Annotated in this window: 17 protein-coding genes; 7 read left to right on the top strand and 10 right to left on the bottom strand. The window is 70.6% G+C overall.

Going from position 1 to position 19,902, the window contains the following annotated elements:
- Positions 1 to 2: 2 nt before the first annotated feature.
- Entirely contained in the window at positions 3 to 425 is a 423-nt protein-coding gene (locus FHX80_RS28490) for an MmcQ/YjbR family DNA-binding protein (protein ID WP_145766815.1), read from the bottom strand.
- Between the two features lie 150 nt (positions 426 to 575).
- Here FHX80_RS28490 and FHX80_RS28495 point away from each other — a divergent pair, with 150 nt between their 5' ends.
- Positions 576 to 941, top strand: a complete 366-nt coding sequence (locus tag FHX80_RS28495; RefSeq protein ID WP_145766816.1) for a VOC family protein — start codon at positions 576 to 578, stop codon at positions 939 to 941.
- Positions 942 to 1,026: 85 nt separating this feature from the next.
- On the opposite strand, the gene FHX80_RS28500 is transcribed toward FHX80_RS28495, so the two are convergent.
- From FHX80_RS28500 to FHX80_RS28510, 3 genes are read right to left on the bottom strand one after another with little or no spacing between them, the layout of a single operon-like run.
- A complete protein-coding gene (locus tag FHX80_RS28500; RefSeq protein ID WP_145766817.1) occupies positions 1,027 to 2,829 on the bottom strand; it encodes a PA domain-containing protein in 1,803 nt (600 codons plus the stop codon).
- 45 nt (positions 2,830 to 2,874) lie between these two features.
- A complete protein-coding gene (locus FHX80_RS28505) occupies positions 2,875 to 3,282 on the bottom strand; it encodes a nuclear transport factor 2 family protein (RefSeq protein WP_145766818.1) in 408 nt (135 codons plus the stop codon).
- A gap of 52 nt (positions 3,283 to 3,334) precedes the next feature.
- Positions 3,335 to 3,826, bottom strand: a complete 492-nt coding sequence (locus FHX80_RS28510; RefSeq protein ID WP_208764745.1) for a response regulator transcription factor — start codon at positions 3,824 to 3,826, stop codon at positions 3,335 to 3,337.
- 537 nt (positions 3,827 to 4,363) lie between these two features.
- On the opposite strand from FHX80_RS28510, the gene FHX80_RS28515 reads away from it, so the two are divergent.
- From FHX80_RS28515 to FHX80_RS28525, 3 genes are read left to right on the top strand one after another with little or no spacing between them, the layout of a single operon-like run.
- Positions 4,364 to 5,659 carry a cation:proton antiporter domain-containing protein gene (locus FHX80_RS28515; RefSeq protein WP_145766820.1) on the top strand — a complete coding sequence of 432 codons (1,296 nt, stop codon included), beginning with the start codon at positions 4,364 to 4,366 and terminating at the stop codon, positions 5,657 to 5,659.
- Entirely contained in the window at positions 5,656 to 5,847 is a 192-nt protein-coding gene (locus tag FHX80_RS28520) for an MbtH family protein (RefSeq protein ID WP_145766821.1), read from the top strand. Before FHX80_RS28515 ends, FHX80_RS28520 begins: the two co-directional genes overlap by 4 nt.
- 25 nt (positions 5,848 to 5,872) lie before the next feature.
- A complete protein-coding gene (locus FHX80_RS28525) occupies positions 5,873 to 9,193 on the top strand; it encodes a non-ribosomal peptide synthetase (RefSeq protein WP_145766822.1) in 3,321 nt (1,106 codons plus the stop codon).
- A 341-nt stretch (positions 9,194 to 9,534) separates the two neighbouring features.
- Here the strand turns inward: FHX80_RS28525 and FHX80_RS28530 are convergent, their stop codons facing one another.
- Together FHX80_RS28530 and FHX80_RS28535 are read right to left on the bottom strand one after the other, a co-directional pair.
- The gene (locus tag FHX80_RS28530) at positions 9,535 to 10,401 is read right to left on the bottom strand and encodes a ParB/RepB/Spo0J family partition protein (RefSeq protein ID WP_446447080.1); all 867 of its coding nucleotides are present in this window, start codon (positions 10,399 to 10,401) and stop codon (positions 9,535 to 9,537) included.
- 288 nt (positions 10,402 to 10,689) lie between these two features.
- Complete coding sequence (locus FHX80_RS28535; protein WP_145766823.1) at positions 10,690 to 11,442, bottom strand: leucyl/phenylalanyl-tRNA--protein transferase; 753 nt, start codon at positions 11,440 to 11,442, stop codon at positions 10,690 to 10,692.
- A gap of 83 nt (positions 11,443 to 11,525) precedes the next feature.
- Here FHX80_RS28535 and FHX80_RS28540 point away from each other — a divergent pair, with 83 nt between their 5' ends.
- Genes FHX80_RS28540 through FHX80_RS28550 form a run of 3 tightly spaced genes read left to right on the top strand, consistent with a single transcriptional unit; the run spans position 11,526 to position 14,572 of the window.
- A complete protein-coding gene (locus FHX80_RS28540; RefSeq protein ID WP_145766824.1) occupies positions 11,526 to 12,317 on the top strand; it encodes a thioesterase II family protein in 792 nt (263 codons plus the stop codon).
- Positions 12,318 to 12,332: 15 nt separating this feature from the next.
- Entirely contained in the window at positions 12,333 to 13,343 is a 1,011-nt protein-coding gene (locus FHX80_RS28545; protein WP_208764747.1) for a fatty acid desaturase, read from the top strand.
- Positions 13,340 to 14,572 carry an ATP-grasp domain-containing protein gene (locus tag FHX80_RS28550; RefSeq protein WP_145766825.1) on the top strand — a complete coding sequence of 411 codons (1,233 nt, stop codon included), beginning with the start codon at positions 13,340 to 13,342 and terminating at the stop codon, positions 14,570 to 14,572. The genes FHX80_RS28545 and FHX80_RS28550 overlap by 4 nt, the downstream gene beginning before the upstream one ends.
- On the opposite strand, the gene FHX80_RS34880 is transcribed toward FHX80_RS28550, so the two are convergent.
- From FHX80_RS34880 to FHX80_RS28565, 4 genes are all read right to left on the bottom strand, one after another.
- On the bottom strand, positions 14,559 to 14,702 hold the full coding sequence (locus FHX80_RS34880; protein WP_167523677.1) for a hypothetical protein: 144 nt from the start codon (positions 14,700 to 14,702) through the stop codon (positions 14,559 to 14,561). The genes FHX80_RS28550 and FHX80_RS34880 overlap by 14 nt on opposite strands.
- Before the next feature lie 36 nt (positions 14,703 to 14,738).
- Complete coding sequence (locus FHX80_RS28555; RefSeq protein ID WP_145766826.1) at positions 14,739 to 16,574, bottom strand: carbamoyltransferase family protein; 1,836 nt, start codon at positions 16,572 to 16,574, stop codon at positions 14,739 to 14,741.
- Positions 16,567 to 18,681 carry an iron-containing redox enzyme family protein gene (locus FHX80_RS28560; protein ID WP_208764748.1) on the bottom strand — a complete coding sequence of 705 codons (2,115 nt, stop codon included), beginning with the start codon at positions 18,679 to 18,681 and terminating at the stop codon, positions 16,567 to 16,569. Before FHX80_RS28560 ends, FHX80_RS28555 begins: the two co-directional genes overlap by 8 nt.
- Before the next feature lie 138 nt (positions 18,682 to 18,819).
- Positions 18,820 to 19,857: an SGNH/GDSL hydrolase family protein gene (locus tag FHX80_RS28565; RefSeq protein WP_145766828.1), complete on the bottom strand. Its 1,038-nt coding sequence runs from the start codon at positions 19,855 to 19,857 to the stop codon at positions 18,820 to 18,822.
- Positions 19,858 to 19,902 lie beyond the last annotated feature (45 nt).

The following is a 19,902-nucleotide window of genomic DNA, read 5'->3' on the forward strand; positions in this document are numbered from 1 at the left end:
CGTCAGCTGATCGGTGGCGGGAGGACGACCCGGGCGGCGAGGAACTTCGGGGCCATCTCGAGGTAGCTGTCGGTGATCAGTTCGGTGAGCTCGGTCCAGTCGGTGTGGTCACCGAGAATGGCGGCGGCGACGTTGTGACCCCAGTCGGCGCGGAAGAACGGGAACCCGTCGGCGGTCAGGCCGAGCAGGTCGTCGGCGGATACGCGAAACGTCATGACGACCGGCCCTTGACCTGCGGTCCTGTACGGGGCGTAGACGGGGAAGCGATCCGCGTCCGGCGTGTAGACGTGGGCGAATGTCCGTGTACGGATCCGCCAGCGCACACCGATCCAGGCCGGTTCCTCGTACGACTGGGGCAGCTGCCGGCAGATCGTCCGCAGCCGGTTCAGGATCTCCGGCGGCGGCACGTCTTCGATACGGGACATGGGCCGACTCTAGCGGCCGCCGGCCGCGGCCGGTCCGGGCCGCCCGCGCGATTACCCAAAACATGGGGCACCGCGGAGGCCGCTCTTCGCCGGGTGAAGAAGCCAGAATGATTCTGCTTGGTACGACTTCGGACTGAGAGGGTGTGGCTTGTGGATTTCAGGCGCCGGACAATCGTTTTCGAGGCGGCAGATCTTGATGCGGAAAGCGCGTTCTGGGCTGGGCTGTTGGACGGCGTGGTCGAGGCGAAGGACACGTGGCACAACGTCTGGGTCGAGGGGGAGTGGCACCTGGCCGTCCAGCTGTCGCCCGATTATGTGCCGCCCGTGTGGCCGGGTGGGACCTCGTCGCAGCAGGTTCATCTCGACTTCTACCTCGACGACCTCGAAGCCGCGCACGAGAAAGTGATCAAGCTGGGTGGGCGGTTGGTGAAGTCGGCCGACGATCCCGCCGCGCGCACCGGATTCCGGGTGTACGCCGATCCGGCTGGTCACCCCTTCTGTCTTGCCTGGCCGTAGTGCCGTAACACCTCTGGGCAGGACACGACGCTGGTGGCCGGTTATCCGAGAGGACCGGCCACCAGCGTGTGTTCGTGGTCCGGGATCAGACGTCGAAGATGTAGAGACCGTAGTTGCGGTCAGTGACCAGGACGTAGTTCTTCTCACCGATCTTGTGAACCACGACGCCCACGAAGTCGTTGCCGGGCTCGCGGTAGGCGCCGACCTCCCGCAGGCCGTCCGGGCCGTAGCTCAGGACGCGGAGCCCGCCCGAGTAGAAGGTCGCGTAGACCAGCCGGCGGTCCGGGTCGATTGCGACGTGAGACGCCGAGAGGTCGCCGAAGCCGGTCGCGTACTTCGGGTCCTGCGACTCGGGGATGGCGTACGTGTCGATCTGTTCGAGGGAGCCGCCGCCATCCGGGAGGAGGGTCTTGAACAGCCGGAGGTAACCCCATCCGTTGAACACCGATCTGAGGTCGATCGAGGGAAGGTCCGGCGCGTCCGGTGTCGCGGTCGAGCCGGCCGTCTCCTCGGTCACATCGGTCACCCCGAGCAGCCGCAGACCGGTCAGGCGGTTGACGAAGATCAGCGGAATCGGTCCCTTGGCCGACGTGGGGTACTGGTGGAGCGCGTCCGGGCCCTGGCGGTTGAAGACGATGCCCGCCGCGTAACCGGCCGCGGCGACGGCGTCCAGCTTCTCCTGGAACGAGCACCCCGGACTCGACCCGGCGGTCAGCAGCGAGGCGTCACGCTCCATGAGCGCGATTCCGCGGCCGGGCCGCACCGTGCCCGGGCATCCGTTGCCGACGAAGGTCGGCGTACCGGAGATGCCGTTCACGTCGTCGATCGGTGCCGTGTCCGGGCTCCAGGCCGCGGTGAACTCCAGGCCTGCGTCCGGCCCCGACGTGATGGTGCCGAGCAGGCGCACCGCTTCGTAGTTCTCGTCGGCGCCCACCAGATACTGCGCGTCGGGCGAGAGCGCGCAGTGTTCGGCGTTGCCCTCCGGCGCGGCCTGTTCCCCGAACTTCGCCCGCTCCTCGTCCAGTTCGGCGTAGAAGGACTGAGCGATCATCGAGACGTTGCCCGGCGTCGGGTCGGTCACGTCGAGCAGTACGTATCCGCCGTCCCAGTACGTCGCGCTCATGACATAGCGGTCGCCGGTCCGCTGCACACTGACGGCGTGTGCGAACAGCGAGTTGAGGCCCGCGGGGGACTCCTGTGCGACACCGAACGGTGGCACCCGCAGGTCGAGGGAGGTGACCATCGACGGGTTGCGCGGGTCGGTGATGTCCATGATGCAGATATCAGTGGTGATCTTGACGGTGACCATGGCGACGTAGGTGCGGCCGGTGAACTCGTTGGTCCACGGGAACACGTAGTAGACCTCGACGGCCTGGGTCAGCGACGACCCGTCCACGTCCGTGTAGTCGCCGGCGTGGGCGGCCAGGAGCTGGGCGTGCTCCGGGTCGCTGATGTCCCAGATGTTGATGCCGCCCCGCTCGCCCGGCCCGGTCGGGTCCGGCGCGTTGGCCTGGGCGTAGATCTCGTTGCCGTGAACGAACAGCACACCGCTGAAGTACTCGTTGTCGATCTCGATGATGCCCGGACCCTCGCCGACGTAGTTGCCCGTCGTCGTCTCCATGAACGCGCTCTCGACCTCGAACGGCGCCTGCGGATCGCTGATGTCGATGACGTAGGCGCCGGTTCGCTCGCACGTCGGCTCACGGTAGGCCGTGAGGAACGCGTGGTCTCCGTACGCGGCCAGGTCGCAGATGTGCCGCTCGAGGCCGGCCCCCGACGGGTTGGTGACCTGGGTCCTCCCCACGAGCCGCACTCCGTGAACGGAGGGCGGCAGGTGTCCTGTCTCAAGCGCCTGCTGGTCACCGTGGGTCATGCCGGTGCCGGTCATGCGTACCTCCTGACTGTGCCTGCATGCGGAACGCGAAGGATGACGTCACTTCCGCTCGGAGAACGGGGTCATCTGGAAGCTGATGAACCGCCAGCCGCCGCGGTCGTGGTGGTGCAGGATCTGGGTGGCCACGCCCGCGAGCGTGCGTTCGCCGCCGTCCGGCGTACGCAGAAGGTTGGTGAGCGGGCCGGTGACGACCGCGACGTCGCCGACGAGCCGGATGAGCAACTCGCCCCGGGTGATGTCGAGGTAGGGGCGCCGGCCGGCGGTGTGCTCGAGAAGTTGCGTCTTGGTGTGGGTGATGCCGTGCGCGTGGGTGTGCACCAGCGTGTCGTCGAAGATCTCGTCCAGGGCGTCCAGATCGACGTCGACGAGTGCCCGCTGTCGGCGGCGCTCGACGGCATGCAGTTCGGCGGCGACCCGCTGATCCGGTGGATGAACGGTGACGTGCATGTGCCCTCCACGGTGCTCCGACGACGGCCTTCGGCCAGGTGGCGGACTTCGGTCAGGCGGCGGACTTCGCCAGCCGGCTGAGAAGCGCGACCCGGGTGAGTTCGGCCTTGTTGCCGACGCCGAGCTTGGCGCGGATGCGTTTGACGTACGTGTCGACGGTGTGCGGGCTGATGCCGAGCCGGGTGGCGATCTGCCCGTGGGTCAGTCCCCGGGAGATCTGGCCGAGCACCTGTTCCTCGCGCCCGGAGAGGTTCAGCGCGAGCGGGTCGGGGCGTGCCGCCTGGCACTTCGTGGCGTGGCCCTCGGGCAAGACCTGGACGCCGGCCGTCACGGTTCGTAGCGCCGCGATCAGACTCTCGCCCGACTGGTGCTTGTGGATCACACCGATGGCGCCCGCCCGCAGATACTCCTCGGCCGACAACGACCAGCTGTTGAGGAGGACCAGGACCGCCGTGGTGCGGGCCGCCTCGGCGATGTCGTCCAGACCGTTCGCCGCCCCGAGGGCATCGTCGTCGATCAGGGCCGCGTCGGCGAGCCAAGACAACTGCTCGGTCGGAGAATGGCGGGTCGAGACGATGGAGATCCCTTCACTGGAGAGAATCTGTATGAGGCCGACAAGATAGACCGGACTGCTGATCAGAGCATCAACGCGAAGCACAATTCCCCCGTAGATACCTGGGATGGCGTTCTCCATCGTCTAACAGGCCAGTGGCAGGCGGACCATGGGTCTGCCCGCTGTCGTGCAATCGCCCGGCGGGAATGCGACCGGTTGGTCCACCGGACTCCGGAACAACTGAACGATATATCGAACAAGCGGCCGTGATCTATAGCCGCTAGCAATTATCAGACCCTCCGGGGACGCCCGCTCGTCGCGTCAATCGGGGACATGGACCTGCTTCGACGACAGCCATAAGATCGCTTGCTTCGATCGGTTCCATTCCCCTCTGACATGCGTGGATGCTGCAGCCACAGTGGATGGAGCTGCCGGCGGCGGCGCCTGTCGCTGGTTCACGTGACTGCGCAGCTCCGGCCGGTCCTGCCTACTGTCGATCACACAGTGGGCTCGCGAAGGGACTGACCGGTGGCTATCGGCACGGTTGCGGCGCTGCTCCTCGCACTGGTGGTGATCATCGCGGTCGCCCGGGTCCTGGGGCTTCTCTGCCGACGGATCGGCCAGCCGGAGGTGATCGGCGAGATCGCCGGCGGCATCCTGCTCGGCCCGACCCTGCTCCACGGCGCGATCACGCGCACGTTGTTCCCGGCCGAAATCCGTCCGGCGCTCACGACGATCGCCACCGTGGGCATCTGCGTCTTCATGTTCTTCGTGGGGCTGCATCTGGCCGACAGCCGTCTGAGCGGGCAGGGCCGGATCGTCCTGACGTCGTCGGTCGGCTCCGTGGTCGTGCCGTTCGTCCTTGGCAGCCTCTTCGCGATGGGACTCGTGGGCGACCGGTCCGGGAAGACCGCGGTTCTCTTCTGCCTGTACCTCGGCACGGCGCTGTCGATCACCGCATTCCCGGTGCTCGCACGGATCTTGACCGACCGTCAGTTGATTGACACGCCCATCGGTGGTCTGGCGCTGGCCGTGGCCGCGGTCGGGGACGTCCTCGCCTGGGCGATGCTCTCGGTACTGGTGGCCCTCTCGTACGGGAACCAGCCGCCCTGGCGGATGCTGCTGGTGGTGCCCTTCGTGGCTCTTCTCGTCGGGGTGGTGCGACCGGCGCTGGCCAGGTTGGCGCGGCGCCGCCCGGCCGGGCGGAAGAGCGGGCCCGCGGCCCGGACCACCCTCGGCGCCGGCCTGCTGGTCGCGATCGCCGGCGCACTGTGGCTGTCGTCCGCGGCGACCTCGTGGATGGGACTGCATCAGATCTTCGGCGCGTTCCTGTTCGGCGCGGTGATGCCCCGCTCGGGCGGCGCCGGCCTGCGTGAGCGCGTGCTGCCCTGGGCCGAGCGGGTCGACCGGACCGTGCTGCTGCCCCCCTTCTTCGTGGTCGCCGGCTTCGCGGTGAACCTGTCCGGGTTGGACGCCGGGGAATTCGGCCTGCTGCTGTTGATCCTGCTGATCGCGGTCGGCGGCAAGATGGCGGGCGCCTACGTGGCCGCGCGAGTCGTCCGGGTGTCACCCCGGCACAGCGTCGCACTGGCCCTGCTGGTCAACACCCGGGGGCTCACCGAGCTGATCGTCCTGGCCGTCGGTCTCGAGATCGGCCTGCTCGATCAGCGCCTGTACTCGCTCCTGGTCCTGATGGCGCTGATCACCACATCGATGGCGGGTCTGCTGCTGCCCTTCGTCTACCCCCGGCAACAGGCCGGGCCGGATGGCGAGTCCGGCTCGGCCGACGCGTTCGCACCCCTGATGAGAGAGGAGTCGAGATGAACCCGTTCGACGACCCGGAAGGCCGTTTCCTGGTGCTCGTCAACGACGAGGAGCAGCACTCGTTGTGGCCGAGCCGCCGGGCGGTGCCGGCCGGCTGGCGGCTCGTCCACGGCGAGGACAGCCGGCAGGCGTGCCTTGACTACGTCACGCAGCACTGGACCGACCTGCGCCCGCTCAGCACCCGCTGAGCGGTCCGTCGAGAAGGGGCAGCCCGTGATCGCGATCTCCGACTTCCTGGAAGAACTGCGCGTGGCCGGCGTGCAGTTGTGGATTCAGCAGGGCCGGCTGCGCTACCGGCCGGCCGGCGCGCTCGACAGCGAACGGCTGGCGGTGCTTCGCGAGCGGCGCGACGAGGTGATCGCCACGATGCTCGCCGCCCCGGCGCCGGCCGCCCGGCCGGACACCATCCCGCTCTCCGACCACCAGCAAGGCATGTGGTTTCTCGAGCAGATGGGCGTGCTGGGCGCGGCGTACAACCAGACGGCGCTGCACCGCATCACCGGCGATCTGGATGTGGCGGCGTTGCGGTCGGCGATCGCGGAGATCATGCGACGCCACGAGATACTGCGTACGGCCTTCCCGGCGCGCGACGGCATCGGCGTCCAGGTCGTGGACCCGCCCGGTGATCCCCGCTTCACCCTTCTCGACGTTTCCGACCTGTCCGCCGCCGAGCAGCGACAGTGGCTCGACGAGCGGAAGCGGATGTACGCCGAGTACCGGTTCGACATCTCCGTGGCGCAGAACTTCCGGACCGAGCTGATCCGCCTCGCGCCGGCCGAGCACGTGCTGGTCTTCCGTTCGTACCATCTGGTGCTCGACGGGCCCTCGCACGCCAACCTCTACGAGGAACTGCGGACGTTCTACCGGGCGTACCGGACCGGCACCACAGCCGAAGTGCCCGAACTGAGCATGCAGTACGGCGACTACGCCCTGTGGCAGAACAGCCGGGACGACGCCGAGGCGCAGCGGCACATGGACTACTGGAGGCAGCGGCTGGCCGGCGCACCGCACACCTTCGACCTTCCCCTCGACCGGCCCCGGGCGGCCACCGCCGAACTCGACGGCGACATGGTCGAGGTGCCGGTGCCCGCCGACGTGGCCGACGGGCTGCGCAGGCTGGCGCGGCGGGAGGGCGCCACCTTCTTCACGGTGATGCTGACGGCCTTTCACACGCTGCTGTACCGCTGGAGCGGCCAGAGCGACGTGAGCGTCGGGACGATCGTCGACGGGCGGGCGCGCCCGGACGTCGAGGCCAACATCGGCCACTTCGTCAACCCGGTCGTCGTGCGGGCCGACCTGGCCGGGCGGCCGACCTTCGCCGGGCTGCTCGGCCAGATCCAACCCAGGCTGCTGGAGGCCTACGAGCACCGGCACGCGCCGTTCGACCGCCTGGTGGCGGAGCTCCGGCCGCAGCGGGACCTGGCGGTGCAGCCGCTGTTCCAGGTGCTGTTCACCTACCTGCGGTCCGAGTCGTTCGACATGCTCGACGGGCTGACCGTCACCCCGATCGAGCCGGACGAGCGCAAGGCGATGTTCGACCTCACGCTCTTCGCCCACGAGAACGAGGCGGGGGAGCTGGCCGTCGGGCTGGAGTACCAGACCGCGCTGTTCGAGCACGCGACCATGCAGCGCCTGGCCGGCTACCTGGTCACTCTGCTCGCCGGGGTGGTCGCCACGCCGGACGTGCCGATCGATGACCTGCCCCTGATGTCGGCCGCGCAGCGGCACGAGGTACTCGAACTCTGGAACGGCCCGGTCACCCGGTACGACGACGACATCTGCCTGCACCAGGTGGTCGAGCGGCAGGTCGCCGCCACACCGACCGCCGTCGCGGCGGTGTTCGGCGGCCGGGAACTGACCTACCGTGAACTGGACGAGCAGGCCAATGCCCTCGCCCGGCAGCTGCGGGAGCTGGGCGTCGGCCCCGACGAGCGGGTCGGCATCGCGCTGCCCCGCTCACTCGACATGGTGGTCGCCAACCTGGCGGTGCTCAAGTCCGGTGGTGCCTGCGTCCCGATCGACCCGACCTATCCGGCCGCGCGCCAGCAGCTGATCGCGCAGGACGCGGCGCTGCGCCTGGTGATCCGGTCGGACGACGGTGCGGCCGGCCCGGACGGGGACGCGCCTGTACTGGTGTTCGGCCCGTCGGCAGGCGCCGCCACCGGCCCGGCGAACCTGGCCGCCCCGGCCGACATCGCGTGGGTGCTCTACACGTCCGGGTCCACCGGCCGCCCCAAGGGCGTGGCCATGTCCCACCGGGCCCTGCTCAACCAGGTGCGGTGGCAGCAGCGCCAGGGCCCCGGCGGCCGCGGGCGAACCCTGCAGTGGGCGGCGCTCAGCTTCGACATCTTCTATCAGGAGATGCTGACCACGCTGGCGGCGGGCGAGACGCTGGTCCTGGTCGAGGAGGAGGTCCGGCACGACTTCGAGCGTCTGCTCGACGTCATCGAGACGCAGCGCATCGAGCGGGTCTTCATGCCGTTCGTGGCCCTGCAAGGCATGGCCGAACTGGCCGTGCGCCTCGGCCGGTTCCCGCAGTCACTGCGGGCGGTGCTCACGGCCGGCGAGCAACTGCAGGCCACCCCGGTGATCCGGGAGTTCTTCACCCGGCTGCCCGACTGCGCGCTGTTCAACCAGTACGGGCCGATCGAAGTGCACCTGGCCACCTCGCACCGGCTCGGCGGCGACCCCGCGCAGTGGCCGGCGCTGCCACCGATCGGCCGGCCCTTCGACAACGCCCGGACGTACGTGCTCGACTCCGAGCTGCGGCCGGTGCCGCCCGGGGTGACCGGCGAACTGTTCGTCGGCGGCACCCCGCTGGCCCGCGGATACCTGGGCCGCCCGGAGCTGACGGCGGAACGGTTCCTGCCCGACCCGTTCGGCGACGGCGCCCGGATGTACCGCACCGGCGACCAGGTCCGCTGGAACGCCGACGGGCGGCTGGAGTTCGTCGGCCGGTTCGACGACCAGGTGAAGATCCGCGGGTTCCGGGTGGAGGTCGCCGAGATCGAGACCGTCCTCATCGGCCACCCCCAGGTGCTGAAGTGCGCCGTCGCCGCCCACCGGTACGGCGTCGGCGACCGGCGCCTGGTCGCGTACGTCGTCCCGGACCCGCAGGCCCCGCCGGCCGCCGCCGAGCTGCGCGCCTTCCTCGCCCACCGGCTGCCCGACTACATGGTGCCGGCGGCCTATCTGACGGTGACGGAACTGCCGCGTACGCCGAGCGGGAAGCTCAGCCGGGCGCTGCTGCCACGGCCGGACGACGAGGCGGAATGGGCCGGGGCGGCCGAGTACGAGCCACCGGGCACACCACTGGAGGAGCGCATCGCCGCGATCTGGACGGAGGTGCTGGCCGTGCCGCGCGTCGGCGTGCGGGACAACTTCTTCGAACTCGGTGGCCACTCGCTGCTGGCGGTCGCGGTCGTCAACAAGGTCGGGGACCTCGTCGGGCGCACGGTCGCTCTGCGTACCCTCTTCGAAGCGCCGACCGTGGCCGGCCTCGCCGCCCGCCTGAGCGAGGAGGACCCGAGATGAGCGGGTAGCGGCGGCGGACCTCTCCGTTCTGCCGGGCCGGCCCGGCCCGGTGGTTCCGGCCGGGCGCGTTCGACGTGGCGGACCGGCCGACGACGCCGACCCGATCCGGCCGGGAGATCGGGCACCCCGGTCTGCGCGCACCCGGACCGGATCAGGCTGCCACCTGGAAGCACGCGAGCCTCGGCGCAGCACAGCACAGCACAGCACTGCCCTGCCTGCGGCGGCGGTGGCCGACGGGCTGCGCCGGCGGCGTCGAACGGCACACGGGCCCGCCGAATGCCGGGCACGAGGACGGGCCGGTGTCCTGGTGGACACCGGCCCGTCGCAGTCCTTCCGCGTTCTCAGCCGGACAGTTCGCCGACCGCGGTGTTGCCGTACTCGTCCTCGAGCCCCATCGCGAGCTGGATCCAGGCCGCCGCGCACGATCTCGCCAGCGACGTGAGATTGAGCCGGGAGTGCGGCGGGATGTGGCTCAGCGTCAGCGGGATCTCGTCGGGCACCAGCACCCGCGGGCCCAGCCAGCGCAGCAGCACCCGACCGGACTCGGTGTAACGCAACGAGGGATCCCGCTGGATGCTGTCCAGCAGCGACCGCAGTTCCTGGGAGGGGTCGGCCTCGGGCAGCTTCACCGTCATCTGCCGGTCCACGTCGCGGTCGCCGCGTTCCGGCCGGGTCCGCCGGTCCAGCACCGGGTCCTCACCGGCCCGCAGGCGCGCCCGGACGCTGCGCGCGGTCTCCACCGAGATGCCGGCCTCCTGAGCGATCCGGCGCAGCGTCGCCTCCGGGTGCACGGCGATCAGCTCGGCCGCGGCTTGTCGGCCGGCGGCCCCGTTGATCGGCCGTACCCGGCCGTCACGGCCGATGCGTGCCTCGACCGGCGGGCTGTCGATCCCGCGGCGCAGCGAACCGACGGTCTTCGCGGCGAGCCCGGAGGTGAAGGCGATCGCCCGGTCGGACAGCTGCGGGTGACTCCGGATGATCCGGACCGCGGCGGCGCGCCGATCGGCGAGCGTCAACGGCATGCCGTGCGACACGTTGAGCCGGACCGCGACCAGGAACGCCTCGTGGTCGTCACCGTCGAACAGCTGCGCGCGGATCTCCTGCTCGCCGCGCAGCCGGGCGGCGGTGAGCCGGTGCATGCCGTCGATGACGCGCATGGTCTCGCGGTGCACCACGATCGGTGGCAGGTCCGCCTCGATCTCGGCCATCGATCTCGCGTATGCCAGGTCAACGCCAGCGGATCGCGGCGAGTCGGCATCGCGAATGGCGGAGAGTGGCAGTTGCACGACGACGTCGTCCCGGTCGGAGGGCGACTGCGTGCACGGCTGCACACCCGTGGAGGTCCCGGCTTCAAGTGTGGATCTAGAGGTGTTGACCGGCACTGGAACAGCTCCGTTTCTTGTCACGGCCCTGATGGTCGAACGAAGACACACGGTCTTCGACAATCCTGACCATGTGGCCGGACGCGCGGGACTCACCTGTTTATGGGGCAACACCTAGCCCGGCGTGCGGAGGAACCCCAGGCGCCGTGCCGGCTCCACCCCGCCGGCCAGCGGTATCGGATCGCTGCCGCGGGCCAGAGTCGCCAGGAACTCGTGGCGCGGCAGCGGCCCGGCGCCGAGCCGCCGGCTCCGATCGCTGTCCCACTCGACGTCCAGCAGCGTCACGCCGGCGCCGGCCAGCCGGTGCTCCATGTCGAGCAGCGCCACCTTCGACGCGTTGCTGCGCCGGTGGAAGCAGGTGTCCAGAACGAACACCTCCCCGGCGCCGATGCCGATGGCACCGCCCACCAGCTCGTCGTCCTCCCACACCTCGACACTGTGCGCCCAGCCCAGCTCGTTGAGCACCATCATGCCCTCGCACAGCTCGGTGGTCAGCCACTCGGGGACGCGGTCCCGGCGGCACTCGGCGAGCACCCGGGCGAAGTCCTGGTTCGCGGTGGTGGTCCAGGTCAGCCGGTTGCGCAACAACTTCATCAGGCTGCGCGCCTTGGCCAACCCGCCGTACGGGATGACCGGCCGGGGATCCGGGGACCACCAGACCAGCGCGTACGGGTCGGGCAGCGGCGAGTCGAGCACCACGGTCGCCCCGGATGCCACCGAATCCTCGTACAGGGCGTGATTCACCTCGATGTCAGCCGCCGTCGCGGCCGGCATCGGGTACGTGCCGTGCCGGTAGCCGCCGAGAATCGTGGCCGGGTCGAGCCGCCCACCGATCGCGACCGGCGCGTCGGCCGGGGCACTATCCATCGCAAGTCCGTCCCAGACACATCCCTCGCAAAGAATCACAAGCCGATTCTGGCTTCAGACCCGCGACTGACGGGAGTCCCTCGATGACCGCACCCTCGACATCGGACACCACCGGCGCATCGACGCGCTGGCTGCGCCGGCCCCGGCCACGCCAGGACCCGTCGGCGCGCCTGGTGTGCCTGCCGCACGCCGGCGGCACGGCCAGCGCCTACAGCCCGTGGATCGCCCGGCTGCCGGCCAGGATCGAGCTGATCGGCGTGCAGTACCCGGGCCGCCAGGACCGGCTGGCCGAGCCGTTGATGTCGTCGGTCACGCAGATCGCCGACGCGGTGGCCCCGGCCTTGGCGCCGTACGCCGACCGGCCCCTGTTCCTGTTCGGGCACAGCATGGGCAGCCTCGTCGCCTACGAGGTCGCGGTCCGCATGGAGGCCGGTCAGGGGCCGGATCCGGCCGGTCTGTTCGTCTCCGGCCAGTTCGCCCCGCAGCGGTCCGCGCCACCGAAGGAGGCGCTCGACAACGCCACCGTCGAGGCCGAGGCCCGGCAGTCCGGCTGGACCGATCCGGCGGTGTTCGAACACCCGGAACTGCGCGAACTGGTGCTGCCGGCGCTGCTGGCCGACGTCCGGGCGTCCCTCACCTACCACCGCGACGAACCGGTGCGGCTGAGGTGCCCGATCGCCGCCTACGGGGGCCAGGGCGACTCCGGCGACGTGTCGGGTGACCTGGCCGCCTGGGGTGAGCTGACCTCCGGCAGCGCCGTGTGGCGGGCGTTCGACGGCGATCACTTCTACCTCCGGGCTCGGGAGGCCGACCTGGTTGCCGACATCGTTTCCCGGATGTCTGACTGGGGAGAGCCGCCGGTTGGACATCACTGAGTGGGGAGAGGGACCGTGGCCGATTCCGATCTAGTCAAGCGCTACCGCTTCGCGCCGGACATCATGGTCATGGTCCGGGCCGCGTCGCGGCCGGACAACTGGCACGGTCCGCTCGAAGCCGTCACACACTGGACCTGGATCGCGTTCTGGTGCGCGGCCTCGGTGCTGTCGTGGCAGCACACACCGTGGTGGCTCGCGCTGCCGGTGTACCTCGTGGCGGTGTTCTTCATCGGCGGCAGACAGCGTGGAATCGCCGGGATGCTGCACATGGCGACACACCGGGTGTTCATGGCCAACCACCGGGCCGGCGGCGTGATCGGGGTGGTCCTCGGCGGATATCCCGTGCTGCAGAGCTACACCGGTTACCGGAACTCGCACCTCGGTGAGCACCACGGCCGGCTGGGCGACCCGGACCGCGACCCGGACTACCGGCAGTACCGGGACAACGCGCTGTGCGGGGAGAACCTGAGCCGCAAGGGGCTGCGCCGGTACCTGCGCACGGTGGTGACGCCGAAGGCGACCGCCTCGTACGTGCTCTACCTGCTGCGGCACCGCATCTTGGCGGCCGGGGAACGGCCGGCCGAGCGGGCGTTGCGGGTGGCCCTGCTGGCGGGGGTGCTCATCTGGGCAGTCCTGGGCGGCTGGTGGCTGTGGCTCGTGCTGCTCTGGTTCGTGCCGCTGGTCACCACACAGGTGTGGATCGGTGCGGTGGCCGAGTTGATGGAGCACTTCCCGCTGATCGAGACCGCGCCCCGGGTGGACATCTACATGTCCTGGAACCGGGTCTACGGATGGGGTACCCGGTTCCTGTTGGGGGAGACCGACGGCGAGGGCTTCCACCTGGTCCACCACCTGTTCCCGCGGACGCCGATGTGGCGGCTGCGCGCGGTCGACGCGATCCTGAGCCGCGACCCGGTGTACGCGGCGCTGCCGCGGCTGGGCGGCGTCCTGGGCGGCCTGGGGCAGATCTACCGTGCACTGCCCGCGCAACGCGAGCACGACGACGCCGCACGGGTCGGCGCATGAACGAGACCGTAGTGGTGGTCTACACGTCCGGCGCCGCCAGCCCGCTCGAACTGGCCGCCGACGCCGAGGGCTACGACCTCCTGTTCGCGGTGCCCGTCGATGAGCTGACGGACGGACTGGCCGACCTGCTCGCGGTCATCGGTGAGGTCGTGGACGTGACCGACGAGGTGGCCGGCGCCGCGGTGCTGGAGGCTCGCCGCCCGGCCGGCATCGTGGCCTTCTCCGACCGTGATCTACCGCTCACGCAGCGGCTGGCGTCCCGGCTCGGCCTGCGGTACCACTCGGCGAGCGCGGTGCTCGCCGCCACCGACAAGCACGTCCAGCGGCAGCGGCTGCGTGAGGGCGGGCTTCGAGTGCCGCGGTTCCGGCTGCTGACGGGGCCCGGCCAGGCGGTGGAGGCGCTCGCCGCGGTGGGCGCGCCCGCGGTGCTCAAGCCGGTCCGGGGGGCGGCCAGCCGGCAGACGTATCGCCTGGACACCCCGCAGGACGCGGTGCGTTACGCCGCCGACGCGTTCGCCTCGGGCGACGCCGACCAGTTCGTGGTCGAGGAGATGCTGGTCGGCTGCCCGTCGGTGGCCGGCCCCGGCGTTGGTGACTATGTGTCGGTCGAGATCCTGTTGTGGCGCGGCACGGTCGCGTGCCAGGTGCTCAACTCACGGCTGCCGTTGCTGGAACCGTTCCGGGAGCAGGGCTTCTTCGTGCCCGGTCTGCTGCCCGCGTCGGTCGAGGCGGAGGTCCACCGGATCGCCGCGGCGGCCTGCCACGCTCTCGGCCTGCTGGACGGCTGGGTGGACGTCGAGCTGAAGCTGACCGCCGACGGGCCCGTGGTGATCGAGGTGAACGCCCGCCTCGGCGGCTACGTGGCCGTCCTGCTGCACCGGTCGTTCGGCGTGGAGGCGGTCCGGCTGGCGTTCGGCGTCGCCGTCGGCCGCCGGCCCGAGGTGTCGCTGGGGGAGCCTGCCGCGGCCGCCTTCTGCTACCAGATCCTGCCGCCGGTCGGTGACTGGCGGCTGGCCTCCTGGGGCAACGTGGAACACCTCACCGAGCGCCCCGACGTCCTTTCGGTCGTCCTGACCGCGGAGCCCGGTGACCGGGTCGACTGGCGGCTGGGCAGCCAGGGCACGCTCGGCGTGGTGGAGGGCCTGGCCGAGCGGCCCGAAGCGGTGCTCACCGCGGTGCGCGCCATCGAGCGGACCATCGCCGACCAGGTGGTCTTCAGCCGCGCGTGACCTCTCTGTGCCAGTAGCTCTGCCGGCGCCGGGACCTCGACCGGCGCATCGGATCGCGCAGGACCCGCAGCACCAGGCCCGTCGGGATCACGAGCAGGACGTACGCGACAGTGAGCAGGGCATTGCGCATCAGGAACCCCTTCGTTACGGGACGGACGGCGGCCGGTCAGTCGAGGGGCACCTCGGCGCGCCAGTCCAGGTCCTCTTTCCACTCGGGCTGGTCGGACTTGTGCAGCAGGAACCCGCCGAGCGCGAGCACGTCGATGTCGGTCCGCATGAAGCAGGTGTACGCCTCGTGCGGCGTGTTCACGATCGGCTCGCCGCGGACGTTGAACGACGTGTTCACCACGACGCTGCTGCCGGTCTCCCGCTTGAGCGCCGTGAGCAGCCGGTGGTAGCCGGGGTTGTCCCGCGGCCCGACGGTCTGCACGCGCGCCGAGTAGTCCACGTGCGTGACCGCCGGGATCACCGACCGGGCCACCTTGAGCAGGTCGATGCCGGTCAGGCCGTCATCCGTCTCGACGGCGAGCCGGGCCGCCTCCGCGACCGGCGCCACCACGAGCATGTACGGGCTGTCCTGCGGCAGGTCGAAGAAGTCCTTGGCGTCCTCGGCCAGTACGGACGGCGCGAACGGCCGGAACGACTCCCGGAACTTGATCTTCAGATTCATGACCGACTGGGTCCGCGGATCGCGGGCGTCTCCCAGGATCGACCGCGATCCGAGCGCCCGTGGGCCGAACTCCATCCGGCCCTGGAACCAGCCCACGACCATCCCCGCGCCGATCGACTTCGCGACTTCGGCGGCCAGCTCCGCCGGCTCGAGGCGGCGGTGCGGGATGCCGGCGGCGGTCAGGTAGGCCGCGATCCGGTCGTCGTCGTACTCCGGTCCGAGCAGCGCCCCGGACATCGCGTCGCGTCCGGTCCCGACGTGGGCGCGCCCGGCGCCCCGATCCATCGCGACGGCGAGGGCCGCGCCCAGCGCACCGCCGGCGTCGCCGGCCGCCGGCTGGATCCAGACCTCGTCGAACAGCGCGTCGGCGACGATCCTTCCGTTCGCCACGCAGTTCAGGGCTACGCCACCGGCCAGGCACAGCCGCGACTCGCCGGTCAGTTCGCGCGCCGTCCGCGCGAGCTTGAGGACGACCTCCTCGGTGACCAGCTGCACGGACGCGGCCAGGTCGAACTCCCGCCGGGTCAGCTCGCCCTCGGGCTCGCGGCGTGGACCGCCGAACAGCTTCTCGAATCCGCGACCGGTCATCACCTGACCGCGCAGGAACTCGAAGTAGCGCATGTTCAGGCGGAACGACCCGTCCGGCTTGACATCGATCAGCCGCTCGCGGATCAGGTCGGCATACCGCGGTTCGCCGTAGGGCGCCAGGCCCATCAGCTTGTACTCGCCGGAGTCCACCTTGAATCCGCAGAAGTAGGTGAAGGCCGAGTAGAGCAGGCCGAGCGAGTGCGGGAAGCGGATCTCGGCCATCGGCTTCAGCCGGGTGCCCTGCCCGTGCCAGACCGAGGTGGTCGCCCACTCGCCGACACCGTCGATGCACAGCACGGCCGCAGATTCGTACGGGCCGGCGAAGAACGCCGACGCGGCGTGCGACTCGTGGTGCCGCCGGCACATGATCTCCGGTACGCGTCCGCGGTCCAGGCCCTCGAGCTCGCGACGGACCACGTCGGTGATCCGTCGCTTCGACGACCACCAGTCGGGCAGGGTGTCGCGGAACGAGGCGAGCCCGAACGGGACCGCGCCGAGATAGGTCGCCAGGACGCGGCGGAACTTGAGCGCCGGGTCCTCGTAGTAGGCGATCGCCGACACGTCCGCGAGCGTGGCGCCTACCTCGTCCAGGCAGTAGGCGGCAGCGTGGGCCGGGAACGAGGAGTCGTGGCGGCGACGGGTGAAGCGCTCCTCCTGCGCGGCCGCCACCGGGCGGCCGTCGGACACCAGCGCCGCGGAACTGTCGTGGTAATACGCGGAGATACCGAGAACCAGGTCAGACATGTGCGGAAGCCTCCACTCGGGCGCGACGAGCCGCGTTGCGGGCCCAGAATCCGGATGGCGGGTTCAGCGAGCGGTACCCGGTCCGGATCCGGTCCCACGCGTCCGTTCGAGCCGCCGGCGCCTGCTGCGCCAGATAGCCGTCAACGGCGTCCGCCGCCCACGCGGAGTGCCCGGTCGCGACATTGTCGATGGTGTTGTGGACGTCGACGAACGCGGTGCTGAAGCCGTACTGCTCGAGTGCCTGCCGGCCGCGGCGATAGCTGCCGCCGACACCGGACAGTTCCATGGCCAGATTCAGGCCGAGGATCTCCGGTTCGAACGTGAGCGGGAACCTGCCGATCGCCAGCCAGTACACCGGCAGTTCGAACGACGGGTCCCGGAAGGCCGGCCAGGCGGCGAACTCCGGCGACCGGGTCGGTGGCAGGTCGATGCCCATCTCCCGCAACACGGCGCGGTAGATCAGCGGATGGTTCAGTTTCGGCTCGCCGTTGCCCAGCTCGTCCCAGTAGGTCTCGAACAGGAAGTGGCCGCGCTCGGCTGAGGCGAGCTGATAGTCGGTGTGACCGGCCAGCCAGGCACCGTCGATCAGGGTGAGCGGTGCCAGTTGCAGCGTCGAGTCGATGAGCTCGGCGCGGTCCGGCAGGGGAGAGTCCGAGCCGGCCTGGAACTCGCTGTTGTGCAGGTCGTGCTGGTCGAGCAGCCAGGGCCGCAGGCCGTCCGCCGGCGGCTCGGCCGGCAGCGACCGGGCGGCCGGCTTCATGCCGTGGCGGGAGCGGGCCAGCCACCCCTCGACGTAGCGCAGCGCATACCGCCGGGTGGCCGGCTTGATCGTGCGCCGCAACAGCCGGGTGTACGCCTCCCGCAGATCGGCGGGAGCGGCGCCGGTGTCGCCCGCAGTGTCCGGAGCCGGCCGGAACCCGATGCTCCGGGGCTGGTGTGCGGCCGGCCGCAGCCGCGCGCGCTCGGCCGGATCGGCCGGCAGCGCATCGATCCACCGATTGATGACGTCCAGGTCGGCGTCGGGGAACACCCGGAACATCCGGCCGCTCTCCGACACCAGTTCGCCGGTGAGCCGGCTCGCCCCGGACCGGCCCGGCCGCACGAGGCGGCTGTCGGCGAGCGCCGCCAGGAACGGAGCCGGGTCGGTACGGGCCTCGGCGAGCCACTGCTTCAGCGGCCGCCCGCGCATGACGAACCGGTCGTGATAGGCCGACGCCTCGCGGGCCCGGGAACGCATCAGCTCGGCCATCTCGAAGGACGGGTCGCGAGCGGCGTCGAGCTCCCGGTACACCTCGTCGCTCCAGCGGCGCAGGGCGGCGAACGCCCAGGCGAAGCCGCGCTCGATCGCCGTCGTTCCGGCCGGGCCGACCGCCTCGGTGAACGCGGCCGCCACGGCTCGTGCGTCGTCGAGCGCCGGCGCGAGGCCCGGCCCGCGCGCGCGGCCCGGGTCCAGCGCCGCCCAGTCCACCGCCTCCGGACGCCGGGTCCGGACGCCGGCGAGCGGGGGCGGCAGCCCGACGGCACGCGAGCAGAGATCAAGACCGATGATCTCGCCCCGGTACGCGTCCGGACGCCGGCTCATCGTCAGCGCGAGCGCCGGCAGGTAGAAGGAGGGGTCGGCGATCCGGCGGTCGTGTGCCAGGCGGGCGGCCGGGCGCGCGTGCACGGCCACCCGGACGTGCCGCATCAGGGCGAGGTACGCGTCGCCCCGGGACGCGCCCGGATGCCCGGCGCCGACATCGGCCGCGAACAGCGCGAGCGCCCGCAGGGTGACCGGTTCCTCGGCGTTGCCCGGCTCGCTCATCCATTGCAGCCAGGCGCCTGTCGTCGAGGCCAGCGGCGCGCAGGCGAGCACCGCCCGGCGGACGAGCACGTCCGCACAGCCCTGGCGCTCCGCGGTGGCGAACAGCGTGGTGAAGCGCGCCCGTTCGGCGTCGGCCCAGGCGGCGGCCGCCGGGAGACCGCACCGCGGATCGCCTTCGTGGCCGGCCCGATCCAGCTCGTCGGCGATCGCGGGCCGCAGCGTGTCGGGCAGCGGAGTGTCCTCCGGCTCGCACGCCCGCGCGAACACCGTCCGGACCGCCAACGTCAGCCCGTCGTCACCCATCGCCTGATCAGAACATCGGGTAGATGGAGGCATCGGCCTTCGCCTTCTTCTTGCGGCGGCCGAACAACCTGGCCATCACCGCACGCAGGAACGACATGGAGAAGTCACCTCAGTTCACTTCGGGTCGACATCCGGACCTCACGTCAGCTCGAGGCTTTCGGCCAGCACCTGCGCGACGACGTCATTGCCCTCGTCGGTGTAATGTCCGCGGTCGACGAAGAGCCAGTCCGAGGGCTTCGCCACCGCGGCGAGCCGGGAGAGCGTGTCGACGAAGGGGACGCCCTTGCGCGCGCAGGCCTCGCCGAGGGCCTCGGCATACGCGGCGCCCGTCGCGATGCTGCCGACGTCGCCGTAGCGCTCCTCCCAGGTCCCGTAGTCGGAGAGCTTGTCGAACTCGTCGAAGAGCAGCTTCTCCTGCGGCGCCGGTGTCTCCCGCAGCCAGGTCGCCAGCGGCTGGAGCGCGAAGCTCACCCGGGCGCCGGTCGCGGCAGCCATCACGAGCCAGCTGTCGAGGTTCCGCAGCGTGACGTCGACCGCCGACCGGATCATTCCGGCCGTCGTCGGGCGGGCTGCTGACGGCGTGACCTTCTGCGACGACGGCCTCGGGCCGGTCCGCCACTGCTTGGTCCTGGCCGGCTTGGCGTACCGCGCGCGCAGCTCCTGCATCTTCTCGAAGTACTCGTTGCAGAAGAAGAACGGCTCCTGGCCGCCGACGTCCATCCCGGTGAGCTGTCCCATGACCAGCGTGTTGAAGCCGCTGATGATGACGATCTCGTCGATCGGCGGCAGCAGGTGCCGGTGGAGCATGAACAGCAGCAACTCCTGGGTGGAGTTGAGGTACGGGGCGCCGAAGGTGAACCACGGTTTGCTCGGCGCGTGCTGCGACCAGAGCCGGGAGGCGATCGTGGCCCTGTCGTCGGTGGCGCCGTAACCCAGCGACACCGAACCGCCCACGAGCAGCCGGACCGGCCCGCCGAGCCGGTCGCCGCCGACGGACCCCGGCCCGTCCGGACCGTGCGAGACGCGGAAGCCGCACCGGTCCGTGTTGATGGCCGCCGATCGGAAGTTCGGCCTGTTGAAGTACATCAGATAGGGGAGATACCTCATCTCCCCGCGGTCCAGGAAATCGTGATAGTCGGAAAGTTGAGGCGTCAACAGCTCGGTTTGCCGCACCATAAGACGACCTCCGTTCGCCAGCATGTGGCCCTGCGGCCGGATTCC

The sequence above is a fragment of the Streptomyces brevispora genome (assembly GCF_007829885.1).
Lineage (GTDB): Bacteria > Actinomycetota > Actinomycetes > Streptomycetales > Streptomycetaceae > Streptomyces > Streptomyces brevispora.